The organism is Kitasatospora sp. NPDC058170 (assembly GCF_042883905.1).
Taxonomy (GTDB): domain Bacteria; phylum Actinomycetota; class Actinomycetes; order Streptomycetales; family Streptomycetaceae; genus Kitasatospora.
The window spans coordinates 36,439-54,950 of record NZ_JBHVUV010000032.1; the positions used below are offsets into that span (position 1 = coordinate 36,439).

An 18,512-nucleotide genomic window follows, 5' to 3' on the forward strand; every position below is an offset into this window, starting at 1 on the left:
GCCGTTGCGCAAAGAGCCCCGCAAGGGACGCAGCTTGCAAGGGACGCCCTGAGTGGCGTCCCTTCGTCGTGTCCGGGGGCGGTTCGGCCGCCCACCGCCGGATACAGTCGCCGCTGGGGGCTCTGGCGAGCGATGAGGAGACCGGCGCGTGCACCTGAAGAGTCTGACGCTGCGCGGGTTCAAGTCCTTCGCCTCCGCCACCACGCTGCGCTTCGAACCGGGCATCACCTGCGTGGTCGGCCCCAACGGCTCGGGCAAGTCCAACGTCGTCGACGCGCTCTCCTGGGTCATGGGGGAGCAGGGCGCCAAGTCGCTGCGCGGCGGCAAGATGGAGGACGTCATCTTCGCCGGGACCAGCGGGCGCGCCCCGCTCGGCCGCGCCGAGGTCAGCCTCACCATCGACAACTCCGACGGCGCGCTGCCCATCGAGTACGCCGAGGTCACCATCACCCGGACGATGTTCCGCAACGGTGGCAGCGAGTACGCGCTCAACGGCGACACCTGCCGGCTGCTCGACATCCAGGAACTGCTCTCCGACTCCGGCATCGGCCGCGAGATGCACGTCATCGTCGGCCAGGGCCAACTCGACTCCGTCCTGCACGCCGACCCGATGGGCCGCCGGGCCTTCATCGAGGAGGCCGCCGGCGTCCTCAAGCACCGCAAGCGCAAGGAGAAGGCGCTGCGGAAGCTGGACGCCATGCAGGTCAACCTCAACCGGGTCCAGGACCTGGTGGCCGAACTGCGGCGCCAGCTCGGACCGCTCGGCCGACAGGCGAAGATCGCCCGGCGGGCCGCGGGCATCCAGGCCGACCTGCGCGACGCCCGGCTGCGGCTGCTCGCCGACGACCTGCTCACGCTGCGCAAGGCGGTCGAGGAGGAGATCGCCGACGAGCTGGCGCTGCGGCTGCGCCGCTCCACCGTCGAGCAGGAGCTCGCCCGCGCGCTGCAGCGCGAAGCCGTCCTGGAGGCGCAGGTCCAGCAGCTCGGCCCGGGCCTGGAGGCCGCCCGGCAGACCTGGTACCGGCTCTCCGCACTCGCCGAGCGCACCCGCGGCACCCTCGGCCTGGCCGAGGCGAGGGCCCGGCACGCCGCGGCCGGCGGGCAGATCGAGGAGCGCCGCGGGCGGGACCCGGAGGAGCTGGAGCAGGAGGCCGCCCGCATCCGGGAGGAGGAGGACGCGCTGGCCGGGGCCCTGGAGGAGGCCCGGTACGCGCTGGCCGAGGCGGTGGAGACCAGGGCGGAGCTGGAGCGCGGGCTGGCCGCCGAGGAGCGCCGGCTGAAGGACGCCGCCCGGGCCATCGCCGACCGGCGCGAGGGTCTGGCCCGGCTTCAGGGCCAGGCGGCCGCCGCCCGGTCCAAGGCCGGCGCCGCCGAGGCCGAGATCGGCCGGCTCGCCGAGGCCAGGGACGAGGCGCTGCTGCGCGCCGGGGCCGCCCAGCAGGAGTTCGAGGAGCTCCAGGGGCAGGTCGACGCACTGGCGGCGGACGACGAAGAGGCGGACGCCGGGTACGAGGCCGCCCGGGACGGGCTCGCCGCCGTCGAGCGCGGGCTCGCCGCAGCCCGGGAGGCGGCCGGTGCGGCGGAGCGCGAGCGGGCCGGGCTGACCGCACGGCACGAGGCACTGGCGCTCGGCCTGCGCCGCAAGGACGGCAGCGGTGTGCTGCTCGCCGCCGGTGACCGGCTGGCCGGCCTGCTGGGCCCGGCCGCCGCACTGCTGCGGATCGAACCGGGGTGCGAGACGGCCGTCGCGGCGGCGCTCGGCGCGGCGGCGGACGCCGTCGCCGTCGACTCGCCCGCCACCGCGGCCGAGGCGCTTCGGCTGCTGCACAAGGAGGACGCCGGACGGGCCGCGCTGCTGATCGCGGACGCCGGTGAAGCGGACCGACCCGCCGGGGAGTTGCCCGCCGGAGCCCGCTGGGCCGCCGAACTGGTCGACGGACCTGCCGGGTTGCTGCCCGCCGTCCGCGCCCGGCTGGCCGGCGCCGTGCTGGTCGAATCGCTGGACGACGCCCTGCAACTCCTCGTCGAAAACCCCGGGTTGAGCGCCGTCACCGTGGAGGGTGACCGGCTCGGGAGCGGCTTCGCGCAGGGCGGCTCCGGTGGGGCGCCGAGCCTGCTGGAGACCCAGGCGGCGGTGGACGAGACGGCCCGGGCGCTCGGCGAACTGGCCGAGCGCTGCACGGAGTCGGCCGAGCGGCTGGCCGAACTCACCGAACAGCGCCGGGAGTCGGCAGCCGGGCTGGAGCAACTGGCGGCCCAGCGAAGGCAGGCCGAGAAGGAGCGGGCCCAGGTGGCGGGCGCCCTCGGCCGACTCGGCGGCCAGGCCCGCGCCGCCGCCGGCGAGGCCGAGCGGCTGTCGGCCGCGGCCACCCGCGCCGAGGAGGGGCTGGCCCGACTCCTCGCCGCCGCGGAGGAACTGGCCGAACGGCTCGCCGCGGCCGAGGAGTCGGCGGACGCGGGGGAGGACGAGCCGGACGCCGCGGAGCAGCAGCGGCTGGCCGAGGGCGCCACCCGCGCCCGGCAGACGGAGATGGAGGCCAGGCTCGCGGTGCGCACCCACGAGGAGCGGGTGCGCGGCCTCGCGGGCCGGGCGGACCAGTTGGACCGGGCCGCCCGCACCGAGCGCGAGGCGCGGGCCCGGGCCGCCGAGCGCCGCCGGCGCGCCGCGCACGACGCCGGGGTGGCGAACGCCGTCGCGGCCGGTGCCCGGCAGCTGTCCGCCTGCCTGGAGGTGTCGCTGGCCCGCGCGGACGCCGGGCGGGCGGCCGTCGAGGAGGCGCGCGCGGCGCGTGAGACCGAGCTCAGGGAGGGCCGGGAGCACGGCCGGGAGCTGAAGGCCGAGCTGGACAAGCTGGTCGACGCCGGCCACCGGGACGAGGTGCTGCGGGCCGAGAAGCGGCTGCGGATCGAGCAGCTGGAGGCCCGCGCGCTGGAGGAGTTCGGCATCGAGGGCGGCGAGCTGCTCGCCTCCTACGGCCCCGACCTGCCCGTCCCGCCCTCCCCGGCGCAGGAGGGGCAGGAGCCCGGCGAGCCGCGGCCCTACGACCGGGGCGAGCAGGAGAAGCGGCTCAGGGCGGCCGAACGGGCGTACCAGCAGCTCGGCAAGGTGAACCCGCTGGCGCTGGAGGAGTTCGAGGCCCTGGAGGAGCGGCACCGGTTCCTCGGCGAGCAGCTGGACGACCTCAAGCGCGGCCGGCGCGACCTGCTGGACATCGTCAAGGACGTGGACCAGCGGGTCGAGCAGCTGTTCACCGCCGCGTACCTCGACACCGCCGCCCAGTTCGAGGGCGTGTTCGCGCGGCTCTTCCCGGGCGGCGAGGGCCGGCTGGTACTGACCGACCCGGACGACATGCTGACCACCGGGGTCGAGGTGGAGGCCCGCCCGCCGGGCAAGAAGGTGAAGCGGCTCTCGCTGCTCTCCGGCGGTGAGCGCTCGCTCACCGCGGTGGCGCTGCTGGTGTCGATCTTCAAGGCCCGGCCCAGCCCGTTCTACGTGATGGACGAGGTGGAGGCGGCGCTGGACGAGACCAACCTGCGCCGGCTGGTCGGGATCATGGAGGAGCTGCGGGAGAGCTCGCAGCTGATCGTGATCACCCACCAGAAGCTCACCATGGAGTCCGCCGACGCCCTGTACGGGGTGACCATGAAGGGCGACGGCATCTCCCAGGTGATCAGCCAGCGCCTGCGCACCGGGGCGACGCCCGGCCACCGGGCCCGGGGAGGCCACCCGGAGCAGCCGCGCGCCGTCAGCGGCGCACCGGCGTAGTCCGTCTCCTGCCGATCCGGCCGGATTCGCGCCGAGATCCGTCGGAGACGGCCAGTCCGCCTGCGGTCCGTCCCGCCCGCCGTCACGGATACTGGTTCACGTTATGGAATACGTGATTCTTGCCGTAGTCATCGCCGTGGTCGCCGTCGGCGCGATCGCCGGCCTCGTCGTTTCCGGCAGACGACGCCAGCAGCTGCCCCCGAAGTCGCAGGCGCCGGTCATCACGGCGCCCCCGACCCCGCAAGAGCCCCAGGTCGGCGAGGAGTCCGCGCCGCCGACCGAGGAGCCCCGACGCACGGTCGAGGAGGTCGAGCTCCCCGAGGCCGAGGCCGTCCCCGAGACGGTCGAGGTCGAGGAGGCCCCGGCCCTCGACGTCCCCGAGCCCACCGCAGGCCGGCTGGTCCGGCTGCGCTCGCGGCTCTCCCGCTCGCAGAACTCGCTCGGCAAGGGCCTGCTCACGCTGCTCTCGCGCGAGCGCCTGGACGAGGACACCTGGGAGGAGGTCGAGGAGACCCTGCTGACCGCCGACGTCGGCGTGGCCCCCACCCAGGAGCTGGTCGAGCGGCTGCGCACCCGGGTCAAGGTGCTCGGTACCCGCACCCCGGAGGAGCTGCGCGCCCTGCTGCGCGAGGAGCTGGTCGAGCTGGTCGGCAAGGACGCCGACCGCACGGTGCACTCCACCAAGCACGAGGCGGGCCCGGCCGTGGTCCTGGTGGTCGGCGTGAACGGCGTCGGCAAGACCACCACCACCGGCAAGCTGGCCCGGGTCCTGGTCGCCGACGGCCGCAAGGTGGTGCTCGGCGCCGCCGACACCTTCCGGGCGGCCGCCGCCGACCAGCTGCAGACCTGGGGCGAGCGGGTCGGCGCGCGGACCGTGCGCGGGCCCGAGGGCGGCGACCCGGCCTCGATCGCCTTCGACGCGGTCAAGGAGGGCATCGCCGAGGGTGCCGACACCGTGCTGGTGGACACCGCCGGCCGACTGCACACCAAGACCGGCCTGATGGACGAGCTGGGCAAGGTCAAGCGGGTGGTCGAGAAGCACGGCCCGGTGGACGAGGTACTGCTGGTCCTGGACGCCACCACCGGGCAGAACGGGCTGATCCAGGCCCGGGTCTTCGCCGAGGTGGTCGACATCACCGGCATCGTGCTGACCAAGCTGGACGGCACCGCCAAGGGTGGCATCGTGGTCGCGGTGCAGCGGGACCTGGGCGTCCCGGTGAAGCTGATCGGTCTCGGGGAGGGCGCCGACGACCTGGCGCCGTTCGAGCCGGGCGCCTTCGTCGACGCGCTGATCGGCGACTGAGCCGCAGGTTCGGCGCCGGTTTCGACCTCGGTCCAGGGTTTCGGCCTCGGTCCGGTGAAGGGTCCGCTCCGTGAGGGGCGGGCCCTTCGCCGTGTCCGCTACGAGGCCAGCCAGGCCGGTTCGGCGGTGCGCTCGCGGCTGCGGTGGCAGGCGTAGGCGAGGGTGCCGAGCAGCAGCCGGGCCTCGGGCGGGCACCCGGCGTTGTCGCGGTTCGGACGGCGCAGCCAGCGCACCGGGCCGAGGCCGCCGAGCACGGTGGGCGGCGCGGCCACGTAGCTGCCCTCGCCGTGGCAGGCGAGGTCGAGGGCGGCGTCGTCCCAGCCCATCCGGTACAGCAGGTCGGGCAGCCGGCGGGCGGTGCCGGCGGCCACCAGGAACTGCAGTCGGCCGGTCGGCGCGGCGAGCACCGGGCCCACCTGGGTGCCCATCCGTTCCAGCCGGACCAGGGCCTGCAGACCGGCCTGCTCCGGGACGTCCAGGACGTCGAAGGCGCGGCCGGCCGGGAACAGCACGGGCGCGTCGTCGCAGGCCGCGCCCGCGCTCTCGCCACCTGCGGGGTGCAGGCCAGGGGCGGCGCAGCGCGGGGTGCCGCAGTGACAGCGGGCCGGGGTGGTGGAGCCGCCCGCGGTGCCGGCGACGACCGCCCAGCCCCAGCGGCCGGTGTACTCCGCGGCCGCCTGGGACGCGGTGACCCGGCTGCGGCGGCGTGCGCCCAGCGGTGCCAGCCGCAGATGCCCCAGTCGAAGTTCGCCGAACAGGTTGTCCATGCCTCCCCCAACAGGTTCTCGTTGCCGGTGGTTACGGGATGGTGACTGTGTGTTGCTTTTCCGTTGCGTCGTGCGTTGTGCGGTGGCGGCGCGCAGCGCGTGGAGTGCGCCTGTTGTGGTGGTGCGCCTCGGGCGCCGCCTTGTGGCGGGCGGGGCCGATGCCGGATCGTCGTGTGCGCGGGGCTGCCGTCGATCAGGGCGGGCTGCAAACTCGCCTGTGACTGCTGTGTGTTGCCGTTGTTGCCGAGGTGCCGCTGCGGACTTGGCGGCCCGCATATGCCGGACCGTCGGGACTACCTAGTGAAGCGTGTGCCGTCCTGCTTCGGTTCACTCCTGGGGGTGGCGAAAGGTGGCGTTTCGCCAGGGCCGCTCCCCGGACGGCTCACAGGGGCATTACGTTCAGCACGCGGACCGCGTCGGGGAGTTCACTCCAGGCCCTCTGGGGGCGGGAGTTGGGGGAACTGACGCACCGTCCGCCAGGATGGCACACCAGTACGACAACAGTGCGGCAGGACCTCTCAGGTACGGCACGTCTGGCAAGAGCCCGCAACCGTCGGGCAGTCACGATCGGGGCCCCGGACCGGGGCCGGGCGGGATGGGGCGTTCCCATGGCAGAGAAGCAACCCAACGAGAAGCTGACCACGTGGTTCGCCCGCAGCGGCTGGTCCAAGGGAGAGCTGGCCCGCCAGGTCAACCGCCGGGCCCGCCAGATCGGGGCCCACCACGTCTCCACCGACACCTCGCGGGTGCGCCGTTGGCTCGACGGGGAGCAGCCCCGCGAGCCGATCCCCAAGATCATGTCGGAGCTGTTCTCCGAGCGCTTCGGCTCGGTGGTCTCCATCGAGGACCTCGGCCTGCGCGCCGCCATCCCGGTCTCCACCGTGGGCGGCGGCGTCGACCTGCCGTGGAGCGCCCCCCAGACCGTCCAGCTGATCAGCGACTACTCCCGCAGCGACCTGATGCTCAACCGGCGCGGCTTCCTGGGCACCTCGCTCGCCCTGACCGCCGGCGCCGCGCTGATCGAGCCGATGCAGCGCTGGCTGGCCCCCGGCCCGAACGGCACGCCCACCCCGATCCTCACCGCGGCCAACGGCGGCGAGCCCTTCACCGGCCGGCTCTCCGAGCCCGAGCTGGAACTGCTGGAGCAGACCACCGTCATGTTCCGCCAGTGGGACGCCCAGAACGGCGGCGGGCTGCGCCGCAAGGCGGTCGTCGGCCAACTGCACGAGGTCACCGACCTGCTCCAGGAGACGTACCCCGAGCAGACCACCAAGCGGCTGTTCCGGCTCACCGCCGAGCTGGCCCACCTGGCCGGCTGGATGTCGTACGACGTCGGCATGCACCCCAGCGCGCAGAAGTACTACGTGCTGGCGCTGCACGCCGCCAAGGAGGCCGGCGACCGCCCGTTCGGCGCGCTGATCCTCACCGACATGAGCCGCCAGATGATCCACCTCAACCGGGGCGAGGACGCCCTGGAGCTGATCCACCTGGCCCAGTACGGCAGCCGCGACACCGCCACCCCGCGCCAGCAGTCGCTGCTGTACGCGATGGAGGCGCGCGCGTACGCCACCATCGGCGAGGTGAACCGCTGCGCCCGGGCCGTCCGGCTGGCGGAGGACACCTTCACCGACATCCGGGAGGGCGACGGCGACCCGGACTGGCTGAAGTTCTTCTCGCCGGCCGAGCTGAACGCCGAGAACGCGCACTCCTTCCGGGACCTCGCCTACCACTCCGAGCAGGCCGAGCTGTACGCCTCGATGTCCGCGCCGGTGATGGAGCGGGCGGTCGACCTCTTCCGCCAGGACGGCGACCACGTCCGGTCCTACGCCTTCAACCTGATCGGCATGGCCAGCGTGTACCTGCTGCAGAAGGAGCCGGAGCAGGCCGCGGTGATGGCCGAGCAGGCGGTGGACATCGCCACCAAGGTCCGCTCGGAGCGGCTGAACTCCCGGGTGCGCAAGACCACCGAGGCGGCGTCGGCCCGGTACCACGGCGTGGACGCGGTCAGCCGGCTGAAGGAGCGTGTCGTCCAGGACATCCCGGAGTACGTCTCGGTGGTCTGACCGGCGCCCGGGCCGCTTCCCGGATCCGGGCCGCTTCCCGGACCCGGGGCTCTTTCCGGCCGCCCGGGGCCGGCCCTCCGGCCCGTTCTCGGGACCGCCCCCCCTACCCCGCCGACCGTGACGGCCGCCGCCGCCACGGTCGGTGGCCCTTCCGGTACTCCTCGTGCCGCGCGGCGGCACGGTAGCCCATCGCGCGCGGTGGCGCGGCCGTGGTTCACGCAGGCGTAACCCCTGCGTCGCCGTCGTCACGGCCGTGAAACAACGGGCCGCATCGGCCGAAACCCGCCTTCGGCACTCTCCTCTCATCGCCGACACCCCGGGTGGCACGGGACAGGAATCCCGGGTGTGGAGCGGCTTACTTCATGAGGAGACGCCGATGCCGGACGGCTTCAGCGCGGGCGATACCGCCTTCGTGCTCATCAGTGCGGCCCTGGTCATGTTGATGACCCCGGGCCTGGCCTTCTTCTACGGGGGCATGGTCAGGGTCAAGAGCGTGCTCAACATGCTGGCGATGAGCTTCATCTCGCTGGGCATCGTCAGCGTCCTCTGGGTCCTCTACGGGTACTCGCTCAGTTTCGGCCCCGACGCGGGTGCCGGCCTGATCGGCAACCTCGACTTCATCGGCATGCACGGCGTCGGCCTGAACGACCTGGCCGGGACGATCCCGGTCACCGCGTTCTCCGCCTTCCAGCTGATGTTCGCGATCATCACCCCGGCGCTGATCAGCGGCGCCGTCGCGGACCGCGCCAAGTTCACCGCCTGGGGCCTGTTCATCGCGCTCTGGGTGACCGTGGTCTACTTCCCGGTCGCGCACTGGGTCTTCTTCTTCGACGGCGGCGACGGCGGGTGGCTCGGCGACCGCAACGGCGTGATCGACTTCGCCGGCGGCACGGCCGTGCACATCAACGCGGGTGTCGCGGGCCTGGCCCTGTGCCTGGTGCTGGGCAAGCGGGTCGGCTTCCGGAAGGACCCGATGCGCCCGCACAGCCTGCCGCTGGTGATGCTCGGCTCCGGGCTGCTCTGGTTCGGCTGGTTCGGCTTCAACGCGGGCTCGGCGCTGGCCGCCAACGGCGTGGCCGCGATGGCGCTGGTCAACACCCAGGTGGCCACCGGGGCCGCGCTGATCGGCTGGCTGATCTACGAGAAGCTGCGGCACGGCGCGTTCACCACGCTGGGCGCCGCCTCCGGCGCGGTGGCCGGACTGGTCGCCATCACCCCGGCCTGCGGCTCGGTCAGCCCGCTCGGCGCGGTCGCGATCGGCCTGGTCGCGGGCGCCGTCTGCGCCGCCGCGATCAGCCTCAAGTACCGCTTCGGCTTCGACGACTCGCTCGACGTGGTCGGCGTGCACGCGGTCGGCGGCGCGATCGGCTCGCTGCTGGTCGGCCTGTTCGCCACCGGCACCGTCGGCCAGAGCGCCAAGGGCCTGTTCTACGGCGGCGGCCTGGAGCAGCTCGGCAAGCAGGCGATGGGCGTGGCCGTGGTCGCCGCGTACTCCTTCGTGCTCTCCTGGCTGCTCGCCAAGGCGATCGACAGGACGGTCGGGTTCCGGGTCGCCGAGGAGGTCGAGGTCGCCGGTATCGACCAGACCGAGCACGCCGAGTCGGCGTACGACTTCAGCGCGGTGGGCGCCAGCCTGGGCAGGGCCACCCCGGCCCCGGCCGTGGCCGTGGTCGCCGCCCCCGCCGCGGCCGCTCCGACCACCACCCCGACCGCCACTGCGACGGCCGGTACCGCGGCCGGCACCGGATCGCGCACCGAGAAGACCGAGGTCGACGCCTGATGAAGCTCATCACCGCAGTCATCAAGCCGCACCGGCTGGACGACGTGAAGGCCGCCCTGCAGGCCTTCGGCGTGCACGGACTGACCGTGACCGAGGCCAGCGGCTACGGCCGCCAGCGCGGACACACCGAGGTCTACCGGGGCGCCGAGTACACCGTGGACCTGGTGCCCAAGGTCAGAATCGAAGTCCTGGTGGAGGACGAGGACGCCGAGCAGCTGATCGACGTCCTCGTGGAGGCCGCCCGGACCGGCAAGATCGGCGACGGCAAGGTCTGGAGCATCCCGGTCGACACCGCCGTCCGGGTCCGGACCGGCGAACGCGGCCCCGACGCCCTTTAGTGCCGCGTCAGGCAACCTTCGCCCCGTCGCGACGCCCGGCACGCACTCTCGCCGCACCGGCCGAAAGCCCAAGTACGTCCAGTACGAGGGCTTCCGGCCGGCACGCCGATAGCACGCACCGGACGCCGCTCCTTGACGGGCAAAAGTTGCCTGACGCGGCACTAGCATCGGCTCCACTCGAACACCGCAGGCGGGCCTGCGACCGGTCCGCGGTCGCGGGTCCGCCGACGGCGTATCAGCGGCACCTGCTCAACCGGACGACGGACGGGGAGAACCAATGACCACCGAAGCCGACCCGCCCTCCCCGCCCGCCGGCGGGCGGCACGGGCCCCCCGACCCCGGCGCCGCCGACGGCCACGGCCTCCCCGCTCACGGCCTCCTCGACCAGGGCCTCCTCGACCAGGGCCTCCACGACCAGGGCCTCTCCGACCACACGGCCGCCCGGGCCGCGTTGCTGGCCGCGCCCGGCCCCGGGGGCAGCGCCCGCCGGGCCGCACTGTCCCGGCTCACCGACGAGTGGTTGTCCGGACTGCTGGCCGCGGCCGGCAACCCGGCCGGGGTCGCTCTGGTCGCGGTCGGCGGCTACGGCCGCGGCCAGCTCTCCCCGCGCAGCGACCTCGACGTGCTGCTGCTGCACGACGGCCCGCTCGACCCGGCCCTGCCCGAGCGCATCTGGTACCCGGTCTGGGACACCGGCGCCGCCCTCGACCACTCGGTGCGCACCCCGGCCCAGGCCCGCGACGTCGCCGCCGCCGACCTCAAGGCGCAGCTCGGCCTGCTGGACGCCCGGCACATCGCCGGCGACCCGGCGCTCACCGCCGGCCTGCGCTCCGCCGTCCTCGCCGACTGGCGCGCCGGCGCCCCCCAGCGCCTGCCCGAGCTGCGTGAACTCGGACGCGAGCGGGCCGAGCGCCACGGCGAGCTGTCCTTCCTGCTGGAGCCCGACCTCAAGGAGGCCCGGGGCGGCCTGCGGGACGTCGTCGCGCTCAACGCCATCGCCGCCACCTGGCTGGCCGACGCCCCGCGCGACGGCCTGGACGCCGCCGCACTCCGGCTGGCCGACGTCCGCGACGCCCTGCACCTGGCCACCGGCCGCGCCACCGAACGGCTCAGCCTCCAGGACCAGGACCAGGTGGCCGAACGGCTCGGGGTGCTCGACGCCGACACCCTGCTGCGCCAGGTGTACGAGGCCGCCCGCACCATCGCCTACGCGAGCGACGTCACCTGGCGGGCGGTGGACCGGGTGCTCGCGGCCCGCTCCAGCCGGGGCCGGCGCTCCTCGCGGCTGTCCTTCCCGTTCACCGGCGCCGGCCGCGGCTCGGGCGCGGTGGCCCGGGGCGCGGTCGAGCGCCGGCCGCTCGCCGAGGGCGTGGTCGAGCAGGACGGCGAGGCGGTGCTCGCCCAGGGCGCCCGCCCGGCCGCCGACCCGGTGCTGCCGCTGCGCGCCGCGGCCGCAGCCGCCCAGAACGGGCTCACCATCTCGTACGCGACGGTGCGCCGGCTGGCCGCCGAGTGCCGGCCGCTGCCGGTGCCCTGGCCGGACGAGGCGCGCGAGCAGCTGGTCACCCTGCTGGGCGCGGGCGAGGCCTGCATCCCGGTCTGGGAGGCGCTGGAGGCGGAGGGCCTGATCACCCGGCTGCTGCCGGACTGGGAGCGGGTGCGCTGCCGGCCGCAGCGCAACGCGGTGCACCGCTGGACGGTCGACCGCCACCTGGTGGAGACGGCGGTGCGCGCCGCCGCGATGACCCGTCGGGTGTCCCGGCCCGACCTGCTGCTGGTCGCCGCCCTGCTGCACGACCTCGGCAAGGGCTGGCCCGGGGACCACAGCGAGGCGGGCGAGGTGATCGTCCGGGACGTCGCCGTGCGGATGGGCTTCGACCGGGAGGACACCGAGACCCTGGCGGTGCTGGTGCGCCACCACCTGACCCTGGTCGAGACCGCGACCCGGCGGGACCCGGACGATCCGGCCACCGTGGAGGCGATCACCAAGGTGGTCGCCAACCTGCCCCAGCTGGAACTGCTGCACGCGCTGACCGAGGCCGACGCCACCGCGACCGGTCCGGCGGCCTGGAGCAGCTGGCGGGCCTCACTGGTGGACGGGCTGGCGGCGCGGGTGGCCGCCCAGCTGGCGGGCGGCGACCCGTCCCCGGGCCCCGGCCCGGCGGGCCCGCACGCGGCGGAGGCCGAGCCGACCGCCGAGCAGGAACGGCTCGCGGTGGAGGCCGCCCGGACCGGCGGGCCGGCGCTCTCGCTGCTGGCCCAGAGCGGCCCGGACGGACCGCCCGGCGGGGGCGCGTCCGGCGAGCTCCCGTACGGCGCGGGGCCGCCCGGCGGGGCCGTGCACCCCGAGCCGATGGGAGTCGAGCTCACCCTGGCGGTACCGGACCGGCCGGGCCTGCTCGGCACGGTCGCCGGGGTGCTGGCGCTGCACCGGCTGACCGTCCGGAAGGCGGGCCTGCGGGAGCTGGACCCGATCGGTGCGGGCGCGGTGCTGCTGCTGTCCTGGACGGTGGCCGCCGAGTTCGGCGAGCTGCCGGAGGCGGCCCGGCTGCGGGCCGACCTGCGCCGGGCGCTGGACGGCACGCTGGACGTCTCGCGCCGACTCGCCGAGCGGGACGCGGCGGCCCCCCGGCGGCGCGGCATCCCCACCCCGCCGCCGGTGGTCGCGGTCGCGCCGGCCGTGGCCTCGGCGAGCGCCACGGTGCTGGAGGTCCGCGCCCATGACGCCCCGGGCCTGCTGCACCGGATCGGCCGGGCGCTGGACGGCGCCGGCGTGCGGGTCCGGACCGCGCACGTCAGCACCCTCGGAGCGGACGCCGTCGACTCCTTCTACCTGACCGACGAGGCCGGTCGGCCGCTGGCGGCGCAGCGCGCGGGGGAGGTCGCGGCGGCCGTGCGGGCCGCGCTGGTCTGAGCACTTCCAGGACGGTCCACCCGGGGGTGGAGACCGTTGCCAGGGCGGCCGGATACCCTTGGGGGCGACGACCGTACTCATACCGATGCCGCAAGGGACCCGCGACGACGTGTTCGATACCCTTTCCGATCGCCTCGCAGCGACGTTCAAGAACCTCCGGGGCAAGGGCCGCCTCAGCGAGGCGGACATCGACGCCACCACCCGCGAGATCCGCATCGCGCTGCTGGAGGCGGACGTCGCGCTGCCGGTCGTGCGGGCCTTCATCAAGCAGATCAAGGAGCGGGCGCTCGGCTCCGAGGTCTCCGGTGCGCTGAACCCGGCGCAGCAGATCATCAAGATCGTCAACGAGGAGCTCATCGCCATCCTCGGTGGCGAGACCCGCCGGGTGAAGTTCGCCAAGAACGGCCCGACGGTGATCATGCTCGCCGGCCTCCAGGGCGCCGGCAAGACCACCCTCGCGGGCAAGCTCGGCTACTGGCTGAAGACCCAGAAGCACACCCCGCTGCTGGTCGCCTGCGACCTCCAGCGCCCGAACGCCGTCAACCAGCTCCAGGTCGTCGCCGACCGCGCGGGCGTCTCCTTCTACGGCCCGCAGCCGGGCAACGGCGTCGGCGACCCGGTGCAGGTCGCCCGTGACTCGATCGAGTACGCCAAGCAGAAGCAGTACGACGTCGTCATCGTCGACACCGCCGGCCGCCTCGGCATCGACGCCGAGCTGATGCAGCAGGCCGCCGACATCCGGACCGCGGTCAACCCGGACGAGGTCCTGTTCGTCGTCGACGCGATGATCGGCCAGGACGCGGTCACCACCGCGCAGGCCTTCCTCGACGGCGTGGACTTCACCGGTGTGGTGCTGTCCAAGCTCGACGGCGACGCCCGCGGTGGTGCCGCGCTGTCGGTCGCGCACGTCACCGGCCGCCAGATCATGTTCGCCTCCAACGGCGAGAAGGTCGACGACTTCGACGCCTTCCACCCGGACCGGATGGCCTCGCGCATCCTCGGCATGGGCGACGTGCTCTCCCTGATCGAGAAGGCCGAGCAGACCTTCTCGCAGGCCGAGGCCGAGAAGATCGCCTCCAAGCTGCAGGGCGGCGGCAAGGACTTCACGCTCGACGACTTCCTGGACCAGCTGGAGCAGGTCCGCAAGATGGGCTCGATCTCCAAGCTGCTGGGGATGCTGCCCGGCATGGGCCAGATCCGCGAGCAGATCAACAACATCGACGACAAGGACGTCGACCGCGTCGGCGCCATCATCAAGTCGATGACCCGGGCCGAGCGGACCGACCCGAAGATCATCAACGGCTCGCGCCGCCTGCGCATCGCCAAGGGCTCGGGTGTCGGCGTCGGCGAGGTCAACAACCTGGTCGAGCGGTTCTTCGAGGCCCGCAAGATGATGTCCGCGATGGCCTCCGGCAAGGGCATCCCCGGTATGCCGGGCATCCCGGGCATGGGCGGCGGCGGGAAGAAGTCCGCCAAGAAGGCCCCGGCGGCCAAGGGCCGCAAGAAGTCCGGCAACCCGCTGAAGCGCGCGCAGGAGGAGGCCGCGGCCGCCGAGCGCCGCGCCCTCGGCCCGGGCGCGGCCGACCAGCAGGCGGCCGGCGGCGCGTTCGGCCTCGGTGCGGGCAAGGGCCCGGCCGACTTCGAGCTGCCCAAGGAGTTCAAGGACCTGCTGTAGGTCCTGCTGCGGGTCCTTGCGGGGGTCCTTGTGGTCCTGTTGCGGGTCGCCCCGGGGGCCTGCTGTGGCCTTCGGGGGCCCTCCGTGGCTCCGTCCCCGGACCTGCTCGGGCCCTCCACGGCTCCGAACGGCCCGCCGCCCGGTACGCACCGGGCGGCGGGCCGTTCGCATGTCCGATGATGGTGCGGTGAGAGTGACGATCAGGGCCCCGAGGGCCGAGGACGAGGTGGCGTACGCCGAGGCGGTCCGACGGTCCGCCGAGCACATCGGACGGTGGAACCCGGTCGAGCCGAACGGGCTGCCCGAGCTCCTGGAGCGCCAGGGGCCGGGCCTGCGGACCTTTCTGGTCGTCGATCAGGGCAGCGGCGGGCTCGTCGGCAAGGTGAACGTCGCCAACATCGTGATGGGCCGGTTCTGCAACGGCGCGCTCGGCTACGACGCGTACCTGCCGTTCGCCGGGACGGGCCGGATGGCCGAGGGCATGCGGCTGGTGCTGGAGCACTGCTTCGCCCCGGTCGCGGCGGGCGGGTTGGGACTGCACCGGCTGGAGATCAACGTGCAGCCGGACAACGAGCGCTCGATCGCGCTGGCGCGGCGGCTGGGCTTCCGGCACGAGGGCTTCACCCCGCGGATGCTCTTCCTGAAGGGCGCCTGGCGGGACCACGAGCGGTTCGCGCTGACCGCGGAGGAGTGGCCCGGCCCGGGGGAGTAGGGCCCGGCCAGGGGGGCTTCGGGCGCGGCGTTGCGGATGGATCACCCGAGCGGATGTCCGTATTGTCCGATGGGTGACCGATCCCGTGCCGCCGCGCCAGACCCCCGACCAGCCCTGGCGGTCCGAGGGCGCCCCGCCCCCGCCGCCCCCGCGCCGAAAGATGCCCGGCGGCTGGACGGGCCTCATCCTCACCGCGCTCGTGGTGTTCCTGATCTCCGACCTGCTGCTGTCCTTCTTCGGCAACGGCGGCGCCACCACGATCTCCTACACCGAGTTCAACAACCAGCTGAACAAGGGCAACATCACCAAGATCTACTCCAAGGGCGACGCGATCGAGGGCACCCTCAAGAGCGCCGAGCCCAAGCCGGACGGCGCCAAGGGCACGTACACCGAGTTCGACACCCAGCGGCCGGTCTTCGCCGGCGACAACCTCTGGACCACCCTGCAGCAGCAGGGCGTCGAGGTCACCGCCGAACCGGTGGTCCAGCAGCGCAGCTTCCTCGCCAACCTGCTGATCTCGCTCGCCCCGATGCTGCTGCTGATCCTGGTCTGGGTGCTGCTCGCCCGCCGGATGGCCGGCGGCATGGGGGCCGGTGCGCTCGGCCGCAAGGCCCCGCCCAAGCCGATCACCGCCGAGCCGGGCAAGCGCACCACCTTCGCCGACGTGGCCGGCATCGACGAGGTCGAGGCCGAACTCACCGAGGTCGTCGACTTCCTGAAGAACCCGGAGCGGTACCGCAGACTCGGCGCCAAGATGCCGCGCGGGGTCCTGCTCAGCGGTCCGCCCGGCACCGGCAAGACCCTGCTCGCCCGGGCCGTGGCCGGCGAGGCCGACGTGCCGTTCTTCTCCGCCTCCGCCTCCGAGTTCATCGAGATGATCGTCGGCGTCGGCGCCAGCCGGGTGCGGGACCTGTTCGCCGAGGCCCGCAAGGTCGCCCCCGCGATCGTCTTCATCGACGAGATCGACACCATCGGCCGCCAGCGCGGCGGCGGCGGTGGCATGGGCGGCCACGACGAGCGCGAGCAGACGCTCAACCAGATCCTCACCGAGATGGACGGTTTCACCGGCTCCGAGGGCGTCATCGTCATCGCCGCCACCAACCGGGTGGACGTCCTCGACCCGGCCCTGCTGCGCCCCGGCCGGTTCGACCGCCGGATCACCGTCAGCCCGCCGGACCGGGACGGCCGGGCGGCCATCCTGCGGATCCACGCCCGGGCCGTGCCCCTGGGCGGCGACGCCGACCTCAACCGACTGGCCAAGGTCACCCCCGGGATGACCGGCGCCGAGCTGGCCAACCTGGTCAACGAGGCCGCCCTGCTGGCGGTCAAGCGCGAGCAGGACGCGGTGGGGGAGCGGGACCTCTCCGACGCGCTGGAGAAGGTCCAGCTCGGGGCCGTCCGGCCGCTGGTGATGCCGCAGGCCGAACGGGAACGCACCGCGTACCACGAGAGCGGCCACGCCCTGCTCGGCATGCTCCAGCCGGGCGCCGACCCGGTCCGCAAGATCACCATCGTGCCGCGCGGCCGGGCGCTCGGCGTCACCCTCTCCACACCCGAGACCGACCGGTACTCCTACACCGAGTCCTACCTGCGCGGGCGGATCATCGGCGCGCTCGGCGGGATGGCCGCCGAACAGGTGGTCTACGGCGTCATCACCACCGGGGCGGAGAGCGACCTGGAACAGGTCACCAACATCGCCCGGGGGATGGCCGGCCGCTGGGGGATGAGCGAGCGGGTCGGCCGGCTCACCGCCGTCCCCGCCGACCCGCAGGGCGCGTACGGGCTGTCCGCCGCGCCGACCACGCTGGACGCGGTGGACGAGGAGGCCCGGCGGATCGTCGCCGAGTGCTACGAGGAGGCGGTGCGGCTGCTGACCGAGCAGCGGGAGCGGTTGGACGCGCTGGCGGCGGCGCTGCTGGAGGCCGAGACGCTGGACGAGGAGGGGGCCTACCGGGCTGCCGGGGTGCCGCGGAAGACGCTCGACCAGGCGTGAGCCGTTCGGGTGGGGTCGGGTCGCGGGTCGGGGGTCGCGGGTCGGGGTCTGGGCGGGGTCGGGGTCGCGGGTCGGGGTCTGGGCGGTCGGGGTCGGGGCCGGGATGGCTGGGGGCGTGTGCCGGGTGGCGCACGCCCCCTGCTGCGTGATCAGTCCACGGGTGGTCGATCCCGGCGTGGTCAGCGGGGCCGTTCGGCGATCAGGTAGCGGAAGAGGTTCTCCATCCGGACGGTGCCGTCCGCCCGCAGATACGGGTGGAGCGCCTCCTCCAGCTCCTTCGCCACCAACGGCAGGCCGGAGAACTCCGCCGCCGCTTCGTACAGGCCGGTGGAGAGCAGCCCGCGCACCGCGCTGTCCAGGTCCGGGTACGCGAACGGGCAGCTCACCCGGCCGCTCCCGGCCGGGCGCAGGGAGGCTCCGGCGAGCAGGTCCTCCAGGGCGCCCGGCGTACTCAGCTCGAACGGGTCGCGCGCGGTGGTGCGGCCGGCCATCCGGCGGGCGACGTCCAGGACGGAGGCGCTCTCGCACCGCTCCGGCGGCCCCCAGGCGGCCAGCACCACGTGCCCGCCGGGGAGCGTCAGCCGGGCCGCCTCGGCCACCACCCGGCGCGGATCCGGCGATCCCGGCAACTGCTCGAAAACGGTGACGAGCGAATGGGCCGAGCGGGGGACCGCGGCCGCCGACCGGGGGCCGGCGCCGACCTGCAGCCGACGGTCCCGGGCCAGCTCGCGCAGCTCCGCCTCCGGCTCCAGGCCGGCCACCTGCGCACCCCGTCCGGCGGCCAGCAGCAGGGCCAGTCCGGAGCGGCAGCCCAGGCCGAGCACGCTGGTCGCCGGGCCGACCTCCAGCCGGTCGTAGACCGACTCGTAGAGGGGTACCAGCATCCGTTCCTGGATCTCCGCCCAGTCCCGCGCCCGCGCCGGTCCGGCGGCGCGCCCGGTGGCGGCGCAGGCCGCCGGCGGTGTCGCCGAGTGCGCTCCCGAGTAGCTCTCCGGGTGTGCTGACGGGTGCGCTGCCGCGTGCGCCGCCGGACGCGTCGCGGCGTGCGGGTCGTGCGGGTCGTGCGGTCGTGCGCCTGCTGGTCGAGCACCTGCCGGTCGTGCGGTCGTGCCGGTCACCCGAGCTGAAGCCATCGCGGCCTCCCATCCGGTCCTTCGGTGTCCTGCTACGGCTCCCCCAAAGTCCCGCCCCACACCAGCGA

Annotated in this window: 11 protein-coding genes; 9 read left to right on the forward strand and 2 right to left on the reverse strand. The window is 74.2% G+C overall.

Annotated elements, in window-relative coordinates:
* Positions 1-148: 148 nt before the first annotated feature.
* Together smc and ftsY are read left to right on the forward strand one after the other, a co-directional pair.
* Positions 149-3,766, forward strand: coding sequence for a chromosome segregation protein SMC (gene smc / locus ACFVVX_RS30410; protein ID WP_387950263.1), 3,618 nt, complete (start codon positions 149-151; stop codon positions 3,764-3,766).
* Between the two features lie 103 nt (positions 3,767-3,869).
* Entirely contained in the window at positions 3,870-5,069 is a 1,200-nt protein-coding gene (gene ftsY / locus ACFVVX_RS30415) for a signal recognition particle-docking protein FtsY (RefSeq protein WP_387950265.1), read from the forward strand.
* Between the two features lie 98 nt (positions 5,070-5,167).
* Here ftsY and ACFVVX_RS30420 read toward each other — a convergent pair whose 3' ends face one another.
* On the reverse strand, positions 5,168-5,836 hold the full coding sequence (locus ACFVVX_RS30420; RefSeq protein WP_387950266.1) for a bifunctional DNA primase/polymerase: 669 nt from the start codon (positions 5,834-5,836) through the stop codon (positions 5,168-5,170).
* 608 nt (positions 5,837-6,444) lie between these two features.
* On the opposite strand from ACFVVX_RS30420, the gene ACFVVX_RS30425 reads away from it, so the two are divergent.
* The 7 genes from ACFVVX_RS30425 (at position 6,445) to ftsH (ending at position 17,311) form a co-directional block, all read left to right on the forward strand.
* Positions 6,445-7,899, forward strand: a complete 1,455-nt coding sequence (locus ACFVVX_RS30425) for a hypothetical protein (RefSeq protein ID WP_387950267.1) — start codon at positions 6,445-6,447, stop codon at positions 7,897-7,899.
* A 376-nt stretch (positions 7,900-8,275) separates the two neighbouring features.
* Positions 8,276-9,679 (forward strand): ammonium transporter, encoded by a 1,404-nt coding sequence (locus ACFVVX_RS30430; protein ID WP_387950269.1) that lies wholly within the window; start codon positions 8,276-8,278, stop codon positions 9,677-9,679.
* A complete protein-coding gene (locus tag ACFVVX_RS30435; protein WP_387950270.1) occupies positions 9,679-10,017 on the forward strand; it encodes a P-II family nitrogen regulator in 339 nt (112 codons plus the stop codon). The genes ACFVVX_RS30430 and ACFVVX_RS30435 overlap by 1 nt, the downstream gene beginning before the upstream one ends.
* 277 nt (positions 10,018-10,294) lie before the next feature.
* Entirely contained in the window at positions 10,295-12,931 is a 2,637-nt protein-coding gene (locus ACFVVX_RS30440) for a [protein-PII] uridylyltransferase (RefSeq protein WP_387950272.1), read from the forward strand.
* Positions 12,932-13,040: 109 nt separating this feature from the next.
* A complete protein-coding gene (gene ffh / locus ACFVVX_RS30445; RefSeq protein ID WP_387950273.1) occupies positions 13,041-14,606 on the forward strand; it encodes a signal recognition particle protein in 1,566 nt (521 codons plus the stop codon).
* 169 nt (positions 14,607-14,775) lie between these two features.
* On the forward strand, positions 14,776-15,318 hold the full coding sequence (locus ACFVVX_RS30450; RefSeq protein ID WP_387950274.1) for a GNAT family N-acetyltransferase: 543 nt from the start codon (positions 14,776-14,778) through the stop codon (positions 15,316-15,318).
* Positions 15,319-15,391: 73 nt separating this feature from the next.
* Positions 15,392-17,311 carry an ATP-dependent zinc metalloprotease FtsH gene (gene ftsH, locus ACFVVX_RS30455; RefSeq protein ID WP_387950275.1) on the forward strand — a complete coding sequence of 640 codons (1,920 nt, stop codon included), beginning with the start codon at positions 15,392-15,394 and terminating at the stop codon, positions 17,309-17,311.
* Positions 17,312-17,490: 179 nt separating this feature from the next.
* On the opposite strand, the gene ACFVVX_RS30460 is transcribed toward ftsH, so the two are convergent.
* A complete protein-coding gene (locus ACFVVX_RS30460; protein WP_387950277.1) occupies positions 17,491-18,195 on the reverse strand; it encodes a class I SAM-dependent methyltransferase in 705 nt (234 codons plus the stop codon).
* Between the last annotated feature and the right edge of the window lie 317 nt (positions 18,196-18,512).

Bases quoted from the DNA above. Each gene is read 5' to 3' on its own strand.
- ftsY (WP_387950265.1), top strand. From the start codon at position 3,870: ATGGAATACGTGATTCTTGCCGTAGTCATCGCCGTGGTCGCCGTCGGC.
- ACFVVX_RS30420 (WP_387950266.1), bottom strand. From the start codon at position 5,836: ATGGACAACCTGTTCGGCGAACTTCGACTGGGGCATCTGCGGCTGGCA.
- ACFVVX_RS30425 (WP_387950267.1), top strand. From the start codon at position 6,445: ATGGCAGAGAAGCAACCCAACGAGAAGCTGACCACGTGGTTCGCCCGC.
- ACFVVX_RS30430 (WP_387950269.1), top strand. From the start codon at position 8,276: ATGCCGGACGGCTTCAGCGCGGGCGATACCGCCTTCGTGCTCATCAGT.
- ACFVVX_RS30435 (WP_387950270.1), top strand. From the start codon at position 9,679: ATGAAGCTCATCACCGCAGTCATCAAGCCGCACCGGCTGGACGACGTG.
- ACFVVX_RS30440 (WP_387950272.1), top strand. From the start codon at position 10,295: ATGACCACCGAAGCCGACCCGCCCTCCCCGCCCGCCGGCGGGCGGCAC.
- ACFVVX_RS30450 (WP_387950274.1), top strand. From the start codon at position 14,776: ATGTCCGATGATGGTGCGGTGAGAGTGACGATCAGGGCCCCGAGGGCC.
- ACFVVX_RS30460 (WP_387950277.1), bottom strand. From the start codon at position 18,195: ATGCTGGTACCCCTCTACGAGTCGGTCTACGACCGGCTGGAGGTCGGC.